The organism is Streptomyces antimicrobicus, from assembly GCF_020532625.1.
Taxonomy (GTDB): Bacteria; Actinomycetota; Actinomycetes; order Streptomycetales; family Streptomycetaceae; genus Streptomyces; species Streptomyces antimicrobicus.
Genome location: NZ_JAJAUY010000270.1, coordinates 1 through 788, shown reverse-complemented (window position 1 = coordinate 788; position 788 = coordinate 1). Strand labels below are relative to the sequence as shown.

Below are 788 nucleotides of genomic sequence, written 5' to 3'. Positions count from 1 at the left end.
CCCTGCTCTTCCCGGCGATCAACGTGAACGACGCGGTGACGAAGTCGAAGTTCGACAACAAGTACGGGTGCCGGCACTCGCTGATCGACGGCATCAACCGGGCCACGGACGTGCTGATCGGTGGCAAGACGGCTGTGGTGTGCGGGTACGGCGACGTGGGCAAGGGGTGTGCGGAGTCGCTGCGGGGTCAGGGTGCCCGGGTGATCGTGACGGAGATCGACCCGATCTGCGCGCTGCAGGCGGCGATGGACGGCTACCAGGTCACGACGCTGGACGAGGTCGTGGAGACGGCGGACATCTTCATCACGACCACGGGCAACAAGGACATCATCATGGCCTCGGACATGGCCCGGATGAAGCACCAGGCGATCGTGGGCAACATCGGCCACTTCGACAACGAGATCGACATGGCCGGTCTGGCGAGGATCGAGGGGATCGTCAAGGACGAGGTCAAGCCGCAGGTGCACACCTGGACGTTCCCCGACGGCAAGGTGCTGATCGTGCTGTCGGAGGGCCGTCTGCTGAACCTGGGCAACGCCACCGGTCATCCGTCGTTCGTGATGTCGAACTCGTTCGCGGACCAGACGCTGGCGCAGATCGAGCTGTTCACGAAGCCGGAGCAGTACCCGACGGACGTCTACGTGCTGCCCAAGCACCTGGACGAGAAGGTCGCCCGTCTGCACCTGGACTCCCTCGGGGTCAAGCTGACCACGCTCCGTCCGGAGCAGGCCGAGTACATCGGCGTCAAGGTCGAGGGTCCGTACAAGCCGGACCACTACCGCTACTGA

Annotated in this window: 1 protein-coding gene; it reads left to right on the top strand. The window is 64.5% G+C overall.

Annotated elements, in window-relative coordinates:
* Positions 1 to 788 (top strand): adenosylhomocysteinase (locus LG632_RS30000; RefSeq protein ID WP_226731080.1); only part of this gene is annotated, 788 nt, incomplete at its 5' end.